The sequence below is a fragment of the Arthrobacter sp. 05L421 genome (genome assembly GCF_056397785.1).
Genome location: NZ_JBFTOC010000042.1, coordinates 1 through 8770, shown reverse-complemented (window position 1 = coordinate 8770; position 8770 = coordinate 1). Strand labels below are relative to the sequence as shown.

At 69.4% G+C, this 8770-nt stretch carries 6 protein-coding genes and 1 tRNA gene; 1 reads left to right on the top strand and 6 read right to left on the bottom strand.

Annotation, left to right across the window (positions count from 1 at the left end):
* Positions 1–433: 433 nt before the first annotated feature.
* Genes AC1DKQ_RS22145 through AC1DKQ_RS22135 form a run of 3 tightly spaced genes read right to left on the bottom strand, consistent with a single transcriptional unit; the run spans position 434 to position 2810 of the window.
* Complete coding sequence (locus AC1DKQ_RS22145; protein ID WP_476886318.1) at positions 434–883, bottom strand: RrF2 family transcriptional regulator; 450 nt, start codon at positions 881–883, stop codon at positions 434–436.
* Positions 884–903: 20 nt separating this feature from the next.
* Positions 904–1389 (bottom strand): hypothetical protein, encoded by a 486-nt coding sequence (locus AC1DKQ_RS22140; RefSeq protein ID WP_476886317.1) that lies wholly within the window; start codon positions 1387–1389, stop codon positions 904–906.
* 2 nt (positions 1390–1391) lie between these two features.
* Positions 1392–2810, bottom strand: a complete 1419-nt coding sequence (locus tag AC1DKQ_RS22135) for a phosphomannomutase/phosphoglucomutase (protein ID WP_476920247.1) — start codon at positions 2808–2810, stop codon at positions 1392–1394.
* 115 nt (positions 2811–2925) lie between these two features.
* On the opposite strand from AC1DKQ_RS22135, the gene AC1DKQ_RS22130 reads away from it, so the two are divergent.
* The gene (locus AC1DKQ_RS22130) at positions 2926–5106 is read left to right on the top strand and encodes a RecQ family ATP-dependent DNA helicase (protein WP_476920246.1); all 2181 of its coding nucleotides are present in this window, start codon (positions 2926–2928) and stop codon (positions 5104–5106) included.
* On the opposite strand, the gene AC1DKQ_RS22125 is transcribed toward AC1DKQ_RS22130, so the two are convergent.
* The 3 genes from AC1DKQ_RS22125 to AC1DKQ_RS22115 all read right to left on the bottom strand — a co-directional run bounded on the left by AC1DKQ_RS22125 (position 5051) and on the right by AC1DKQ_RS22115 (position 8519).
* On the bottom strand, positions 5051–6526 hold the full coding sequence (locus AC1DKQ_RS22125; RefSeq protein ID WP_476920248.1) for an MFS transporter: 1476 nt from the start codon (positions 6524–6526) through the stop codon (positions 5051–5053). The genes AC1DKQ_RS22130 and AC1DKQ_RS22125 overlap by 56 nt on opposite strands.
* Positions 6527–6548: 22 nt before the next feature.
* Positions 6549–8183: a phytoene desaturase family protein gene (locus tag AC1DKQ_RS22120; RefSeq protein ID WP_476920245.1), complete on the bottom strand. Its 1635-nt coding sequence runs from the start codon at positions 8181–8183 to the stop codon at positions 6549–6551.
* Positions 8184–8431: 248 nt separating this feature from the next.
* Positions 8432–8519 (bottom strand) — tRNA-Ser (locus AC1DKQ_RS22115).
* Positions 8520–8770: the final 251 nt, after the last annotated feature.

Below are 8770 nucleotides of genomic sequence, written 5' to 3'. Positions count from 1 at the left end.
CGGGGCGGCCGGGAACTGGAACCGCAGGACTGCCGTGTTCTCGGGAGAGCCGTAGACGGCGAGCGAGCCGCTGGTGCCAAAGTCCGTGGTGGGCGCCGACGACGAGGTGTAGGTGTCCGCGGCCGGCGCCACCGCCACCACGGTCGGCGCCGCGTGGGCTGGGGGGACGCTCATCAGCGAAAATAGGAGCGCACCCGCGCCGACAGTGGCTAGCCTGCGAAGTCTCTTCATCGGTGGCCTTTCGCGTGGCCGAAAGCAAAGAGGCTCCCCGGCGGTAGTGACATCCTTGGGGGTACTTTGTCATCTGAGGCCGGTCCGGTGTCAATGCGTAGCCCTACTTGGGATGCGGTCCCGTGGACCAAGTAGGGGGTAGTCCTGGACTTCTACAGCTCCCGTCATCGGGACCGCGGCGGAGGGCCAGTGTGGCGAACACCTAGAGCCCTGGGCGCAAGCCGATCGCCTCAAAGACGGGTGCCATCTGCCGGGCTGTCGGCAGTGAGGCGATCTCGATCCCGTCGAGTTCGCGATAAAAGGCTTCGCGGGCCCGGGCAAGCCCGGCCCGGAGGCGGCACTCGGTGATGAGCGGGCACGTGCCGCCCGAGCCGATGCAGTCGGCAGGGTCCAGACGGGTGTCGAGTTGCCGCAGCACCTGGCCAACCGTGGCGGTCCGGCCGGCGCTGCTCAGCCGGGAACCGCCGTTGCGGCCGCGTTCGACGTCGATCATGCCCAGGGCGCGCAGCCTCGCCATCGCCTTGCTGACATGGTTATACGGCGTGCCGACGGCGTCGGCGATGCTCTGCGTCGTCAGGAGCCCGCCGTCCGGAACGGCGGCGAGCACCAGCAAAGCGCGCAGGCTCACATCGGCGAACGCATTGATCTTCATATCCCCAACCTAAGGGAGGTCTAGTCCACCCAGACGGCGGGCTCGTTGGTATCGGCGGCCAGTTGGCCGAACTCGAGTTCGTGCGTTCCTGCGTTGGGGGCATAGGGCAGGACTGCGGCGAACAGGGAGCCGTCCTGGTGCTCTGCGGCCACGTGGATGGCGTCCGAGTCTTCCTCGAGCAGCGTGATGTCACAGACGACGGCGGCGGCCCGGAACTCCTCCCGATGCTGCCGGAGCAGCTCGTGGAGGTCCCGGATCATGGCGTCCGCGTCGAAGTCTGCGTCCGATCCGTCGCTCGCGTCCGCCGGGGTCACGGCAACCAGCCGGACTTCGCCGTCATTCTGGACCACCAGGGCGAAGGGCAGGAAACCGCCGTTGCGCTCGAGTTGCTCCTGCGCGGCGCCGACGCCGGTGCCCAGCAGGTTCTCCAGGTCCGTGGCGCTGGCGTCCGGCACGGAATCGCGCCAGGAACCGGCGTTCGGGGATTCTTCCGGATGTACGGCCACGGCTAGCCCCGGACCAGCGCCAGGACGCGGTCGCGGACGCGTTCCATGGTGGCAGTGTCCGTGGCTTCGACGTTGAGGCGCAGGAACGGCTCGGTGTTGGACGGTCGCAGGTTGAACCAGTAGCTGCCGTCGGCGGCGATAAAGGTGCTGCCGTCGAGGTAGTCGACCTCGACGTCGTCGTCGTGGAAATCCTTGCGGACCCGCTCCACTGCGGCGGTCTTGTCCTCGATTTCCGAGTTGATCTCGCCGGAGGACTGGTACGGCTCGTATTCGCGGCCGAGCTCGGAGAGCGGACCGTCCTGTTCGCCCAGGGCGGCCAGGACGTGCATGGCTGCGAGCATGCCGGTGTCCGCATTCCAGAAGTCGCGGAAGTAGAAGTGGGCCGAGTGCTCCCCGCCGAAGATGGCTCCCTCCGCGGCCATGACGGCCTTGATGAAGGAGTGCCCCACCCGGGTGCGGACAGGGCGGCCGCCGAGGCGCTCCACCAGCTCCGGAACCGCGCGGGAGGTCAGCAGGTTGTGGATGACGGTGGGCGTGTCTTCGCCGAGGCCCTGGGCGCGGGCGATCTCGCGGCGGGACACCATGCCGGTGATGGCCGACGGCGAGACGGGCTCGCCCTTTTCGTCGATCACGAAGCAACGGTCGGCGTCGCCGTCGAAGGCCAGGCCGATGTCCGCACCATGCTCGACGACGGCGGCCTGCAGATCGCGCAGGTTTTCCGGCTCCAGCGGGTTGGCCGGGTGGTTCGGGAATGATCCGTCGAGCTCGAAGTACAGGGGCACAATCTCCAAAGGGAGCATGGGCAGCAGGGCATCGCCAAGCACGGCCGGTGTGGTGAGGCCGGCCATGCCGTTGCCGGCATCCACCACAACCTTCAGCGGCCGGGAACCGCGCAGGTCCACCAGGTTGCGCAGGTACTCCGCATAGCCCTTGAGGACGTCCTGCACGCCCACCAGGCCGCGGGTGCCGGCGGCGGGGATGGTGCCGGCGTTGAGGTATTCCTCGGCGCGGGCCTGGATTTCCATGAGTCCGGTTTCGGAGGAGATTGGCACGGCGCCGGCCTTGGCCATCTTGATGCCGTTGTATTCGGCCGGGTTGTGGCTCGCGGTGAACGTGGCGCCGGCGGCGTTGAGGGCGCCGCACGCGTAGTAGAGCTCGTCGGTGGAGATCAGGTCCAGGAGCTGGACGTTGGCTCCGCGGGTGGCTGCGCCGTTGGCAAAGGCTTTGGCGAACTCGGGGGAGGAGGGTCGCATGTCCCCGCCCACCAGCACGGTCTGCCCCTCGAGCTCCAGGACGTCGACGAAGGCGGCACCGACGGCTTCAACGATCTCCGCGGTGATGGATTGCCCTACGATTCCGCGCACGTCATAGGCTTTGAACGAGGTCGAGAGGTCAAAAGTCTTTGTCTTGTCCGTAGTCACGCGTCCTATCTTACGTTGCGGCCCTGACGCCGCGGCCGGTATCCACACGCTGGGATTGTGCACATAGCGGACCCTTGGCTTCATGGCTGTCGGAGGAGGCTGGGATACTGAAGCAATGGCCAGTAACCAGAACGCCCCTTCCAGCACCGCCCTCGCCGACACCACGGCCTCGACCCGGGAACAGGCCCAGACTGTGCTGCGCGAGCTCGTGGGCCACCCTGAGGCGGAGTTCCATGACGGCCAGTTCGAGGCCATTGAGGCCCTGGTCGACGGCGGCCGGCGGGCCCTGGTGGTGCAGCGCACCGGCTGGGGGAAGTCGGCCGTCTATTTCGTCGCCTCCCTGCTGCTGCGCCGCCGCGGCGCCGGCCCCACCCTGATCGTGTCACCGCTGCTGGCTCTCATGCGCGACCAGGTCGCCGCCGCGGCGCGGGCAGGGGTACGGGCGGTCGCCATCAACTCGGCGAACCAGTTGGAGTGGGACACGGTCCGCGAGCAGCTCGCCGCCGATGAAGTGGACGTCCTGCTGGTTTCGCCTGAACGCCTCACCAACCCGTCCTTCCGGGAAAACCAGCTCCCCGAACTCGTGCGCCGGACCGGGCTGCTGGTGATTGACGAGGCCCACTGCATCTCGGACTGGGGCCACGACTTCCGCCCCGACTACCGGCGCATCGCGGACCTCATCACGCAGCTGCCGGACACCGTGCCGGTGCTCGCCACCACCGCCACGGCCAATTCCAGGGTGGTGCATGACATCGAGGAGCAGCTCGGCAGGGACGTGCTCACCATCCGGGGAGCCCTGGGCCGGGATTCGCTCCGCCTGGGTGTCCTGACCTTGCCCGATTCCCGCGAACGGCTGGGCTGGCTGCTGACCCACCTGCAGGATTTGCAGGGCAGCGGCATTATTTACACACTCACCGTTTCGGCAGCCGAGGACACGGCCCGCCTCCTGGCCGAAGCGGGGCACGAGGTGCTCGCCTACACCGGCCGCACGGACCCCGCGGACCGGGAACGCGCCGAGCAGCTTCTGAAGGATAACCAGGTCAAGGCGCTCGTTGCCACGTCAGCGCTCGGCATGGGCTTCGACAAGCCGGACCTCGGCTTCGTGGTACACCTTGGCGCACCGTCCTCGCCGGTGGCGTACTACCAGCAGGTGGGCCGCGCCGGGCGTGGCGCGGCGAACGCCGATGTCCTGCTGCTGCCCGGTTCGGAGGACCGCGACATCTGGCAGTACTTCGCCACCGCGTCCATGCCGTCCGAGGAAAAGGCTGCCGCCGTCCTGACAGCCCTGGCCGAAGCCGGAGCGGCGGTGTCCACGGTGGCGCTTGAGGCCCGGGTGGACCTGCGCCGCACCCCGCTGGAGCTGTTGTTGAAGGTCCTGGCCGTGGACGGCGCCGTCGAACGCGTCGGCGGCGGCTGGCGCTCCACGGGACAGCCTTGGAATTACGACGCCGAGCGGTACAGCCGGATCGCCGAGGCCCGGGTGGATGAACAGGACTCGATGGTCATCTACCAGGACACCGCCGGCTGCCGGATGGAATACATCACCTCGGTGCTGGACGACGAAACAGCCCGCGCCTGCGGCCGCTGCGACAACTGCGCGGGCCGCTGGTTCCGGGCCGACATCGCCGAGGACGCCACGAAGACTGCCGGGCAGACCCTTCGCCGGGCCGGCGTCGTCCTTGAACCGCGGCTGCAGTGGCCCAGCGGCATGGACCGCCTGGGAGTGCCGGTCAAGGGCAAGATCAAGCCGGATGAAGCCCTCGGCGACGGCCGCGTGCTGGCGCGCCTGACTGACCTTGGCTGGGGCGGGGCCCTGCGCGAGGCGTTCGCCGCCGGTGCGCCCGACCGGGCCGTTGACCCCGGCATGCTGCAGGCCTGCGTCCAGGTGCTGAAGGAATGGGGCACAGCAGATGCCCGGACCCCGGGCTGGAGCGGGGCCGGCCGGCCCGCCGCGATCATCAGCCTGCCCTCCCGTAGTAAGCCGCAGTTGGTGGACTCCCTGGCCCGCGGGATCTCCGAGATCGGCCGCATCCCGTATCTGGGCCAGCTGCAGCTCAACCACGGCGGGCCCACGGGCGGCCGCGGCGGGAACAGCGCCTACCGGCTCGCCGGAGTCTGGGACCGGCTGGTGGTGGGCCCGGAGCTGGAGGAGGCCCTGGCTGGAATCCGTGGCCAGAGCGTCATGCTGGTGGACGACCTCGTGGACAGCCGCTGGACCTTGACCATCTCCGGGCGGGCCCTCAGGCTCGCCGGCGCCGGCGCCGTTCTGCCGTTGGTGTTGGGCCAGGCCGGCTGACCTCGGCGCCGGCGTGGCGGGGGAGGGCCAGGCTGTCCAGCGTGCTCAGGAGCATCAGGACCGCGATGGCCACGAACGCTGCCCGGTATGGCGCCGCCGGATCGCCCGTGGCGAGACCGGTGGCTCCTGCGCCCTGGCTGCTTGCCTCGAAGACCCGCAGCAGGAGCGCCCCGACGGCAATTCCTGCCGCGGTGGAGAGTTGCACGAGCGTGGCGGAGACGGCGTTGGCGGACGGCAGCTGGGCCGGGGCGACGTCGGCGTACTGGACGGATGCGTAGGCCGAGAACCCGATCGAGCGGAACGCCCCGCTGGCCACCAGCACGGCGACAATCAGCGGCTCCGGCGTGCCGGCGTCGAGCAGCGCGCACAGCGCAAAAGTGGCCGCGGACGCCAGCGACGCGAACACCAGAACAGGTTTGAAGCCGAAGCGCCGGATCAGGGGCGTGGTGGCAGGCTTAATCCCGATGTTGCCCACGAACACGGCGGACACCATCGCCCCGGCGCGCAGCGGGTCCCAGCCGAAGCCGGCCTGGAACATCAGCGGCAGCAGGAACGGCACGGCGCTGATGGTCAGGCGGTACACAAAGCCTCCCGTCGCCGTCGCGCGGAACGTCCGTGCGCCGAAAACGGACAAATTGAACAGCGGCGTGCTGGTCCGCCGCATCCAGGCCGCGGCGGCGGCCAGGAACAGCAGGCCCACCACGATCCCTGCGGCTGCCAGCAGCCCGGCGTCCCGGCCGCCGATCAGTTCCAGACCGACCAGCAGGGAGCCCACCCCGAGCGTGGTCAGGGCCAGGCCGAGCCAGTCGAGGCGCCGCGTGCTGTCGCCGCTCACTGAGGGGACCAGGCGCAGCGCGGCCAGGAACGCCGCCAGGCCCAGGGGGAGGTTGACCAGGAAGATCCAGTGCCAGGACAGGTACGTGGTGAGCGCTCCGCCCACGAGCGGGGCAAGGACCGGGGCCAGCAGCCCGGGCCACACCAGGAAGGCGGTGGCCCGCAGCAGTTCCTTCTTCGGGGTTCCGCGGAGCACCACCAGCGTGCCCACAGGGACCATCATGGCGCCGCCGGCACCCTGCAGGACACGGCTCAGGGTCAGCATGGTGAGGTCCTGGCTGAGCGCGCAGAGCAGCGACGCGGCCGTGAAGATCGCGATGGCGAGGCAGAAAACCCGGCGCGCACCGAGCCGCTCCGCGAGCCAGCTGCTGAGCGGGATGCCCATCGCCACCGTCATCAGGTAGGCCGTCATGGTGATGTTGACGTCGGCGGCCGGCACGGAGAAATCCGCGGCGATGCTGGGTATGGCCGTGGTCAGGACGGTCCCGTCCAGGAATTCCATGAAGAACGTCGCGGCCACGAGGAGGGCCAGCCGCGGGCTCCAGCTGCCCCCGGCCGGGACGGCGCTGCGCGAGGAGGCCATCATGCGCGTGTCTCCGAGTTCCGGTTCACCCATTGCGGAGCGGAGGTTCCGATTCCAGCACGGCCATGGCGGCGTTGTGACCGCCGATGGCACTGACGGCGCCGCCGCGGCGGGCGCCTGAGCCGCAGAGCAGGATCTGTGGATCGTCCGTCGCCACGCCCCAGCGGCGCGCCGGGGTGTCCAGCGGTTCGCCGTCCTCCACGAAGGGCCAGTCGAGGCCGCCGTGGAAAATGTTGCCCCGCGGCATGCCGACGGCGCGTTCGATGTCCAGGGTGGTCTTGGTTTCGATGCAGGGCCGGCCGTCCGGATCCGTCAGGAGCAGGTCCTCAATCGGCTCGGCCAGGACGGAGTTCAGGGAGGCCAGGACGGCCGCCTGCAGTTCGGCGCGGCGTTCCTCGTTGTTCTCGGCCGTGACCAGCCGGTCCGGGACGTGCAGGCCAAAGACGGTCAGCGTCTGGGCTCCGGCGGCCTGCAGTTCCGGGGACAGGATGCTGGGGTCCGTCAGCGAATGGCAGTAGATTTCGCACGGCAGCGGTGCGGGCACAAATCCGGCCGCGGCGGCGCTGTAGGCGGCGTCGAGCTGGGACCACGTCTCGTTGATGTGGAACGTCCCGCCGAAGGCGGCCTCCGGGCTGACGGATCCGTCCAGCAGCCGCGGAAGGCGCTTGAGCAGCAGATTGACCTTGACCTGGGCGCCCTCGCGGCGATGGTTCGGATTGCCGGCAGCGCCCGCTGAAATGCCAGCGGTGCCCGCGGCAGGCCGGCTGCCGAGCCGGTCCAGGACTGCCGGCGCCACATTGGACAGCACCCACCGCGCGGAAGACGTGTGGTCCTGCCCGCCGTGGCGGTAGTCCACGACGCCGCCGGGCCGGACGGCCGTGACGTCCGCGGAGGTCAGGATGGTCGCGCCGGCGTCGCGGGCGGCCCGCTCCAGCTCGCCGGACACCGCGCCCATGCCGCCGACCGGCACGTCCCAGTCGCCCGTCCCGCCGCCGATCAGGTGGTAGAGGAAGCAGATGTTTTGCTGCAGGTCCTGGTCGTCGGCCCGGGCGAAGGTCCCGATCAGCGCATCCGTCAGCACCACGCCGCGGACCAGGTCGTTGCCCAGTTCCTTGCTGATGGCCTCCCCGATGGGATGTTCGATCATCGCCTCCCATGCCTCGGCGGCGCCGGCCCGGGCGGCGAGAGACCGCGCTTCGGACCGCGCCAGCAGCGGCGAGGTCATGGTGGGCCAGAGGGCCTCGGCGAGCTGCCGGCAGGCGGCATAGAACGCGGTGAAGGCGCGGAACTCGCCGTCGGGCGCGCCGACGGCGGCGAAGGACGCCGCAGTGGCGGCCTCGTCCCCGTTGTCCACCAACAGGGCCCGGCTGCCGTCCGCGGGGTCCGGGGTGTAGGAGGAATAGCGCCGCCGCGCCAGCGTGATCCGCAGGCCGAGGTCGTCGATGATCTGCTGGGGCAGGAGGCTGACGAGGTACGAGTAGCGCGAGAGGCGGGCATCGACGCCGTCGAACGCGTGCGCGGACACCGCGGCGCCACCGGGGTGCTCCAGCTTTTCCAGGACCAGGACCTCACGCCCAGCCTTGGCCAAGTACGCGGCGGCGGCCAGGCCGTTGTGGCCGCCGCCGACGATGATGGCGTCAAATTCCTTGTTGCTCGACATGGGCCTATCCTGCCATCCGGATCGGCCGGCGGCCGCGAGGCGTCCGGCCACCGGACGGGAACCGGACTTGCTGCCGACGGCGCCGCAGCAGCGCCGCTCACTCGTCTCGGGTGCAGATCAGGGCGGATGAACGACGCCGATGCGCCCTGATCTGCCCGGGAGCGGGCCTCCGCGCAGGCGAGGCTTGGCGCCGCAGCCGATGTGCCCGGGAACGCAAAAGGCCCCGGTCCAAGGACCGGGGCCAAACGCGGAGACGGGGGGATTTGAACCCCCGGTGGAGTTGTGCCCCACACTTCATTAGCAGTGAAGCCCATTCGGCCGCTCTGGCACGTCTCCAATTGCTATTAACTAGCCAACCAAGGATACGCAGAAGGTGCCACGCAGTGCAAAACGGCCCATCCAAGACATCGCGGGGTCACTTCCGGCCCATGCCGGGCGGGCAAAGTCATATGGTCGTAGCAACGCTCTGATTGATGGAGCGTTTTATGGTCAAGCTGTTTCCTCCGAATACCCGCACCGACTTCGTTGACATGGTGTGTGGCGGGATGTCGATACTCGCCGCGGCCCGGCGTGTCGGGGTCATGCAT

Coding starts and splice junctions, on each gene's coding strand:
- AC1DKQ_RS22145 (WP_476886318.1), bottom strand. CDS start 883: ATGAAGATCAATGCGTTCGCCGATGTGAGCCTGCGCGCTTTGCTGGTG.
- AC1DKQ_RS22130 (WP_476920246.1), top strand. CDS start 2,926: ATGGCCAGTAACCAGAACGCCCCTTCCAGCACCGCCCTCGCCGACACC.
- AC1DKQ_RS22125 (WP_476920248.1), bottom strand. CDS start 6,526: ATGATGGCCTCCTCGCGCAGCGCCGTCCCGGCCGGGGGCAGCTGGAGC.
- AC1DKQ_RS22120 (WP_476920245.1), bottom strand. CDS start 8,183: ATGTCGAGCAACAAGGAATTTGACGCCATCATCGTCGGCGGCGGCCAC.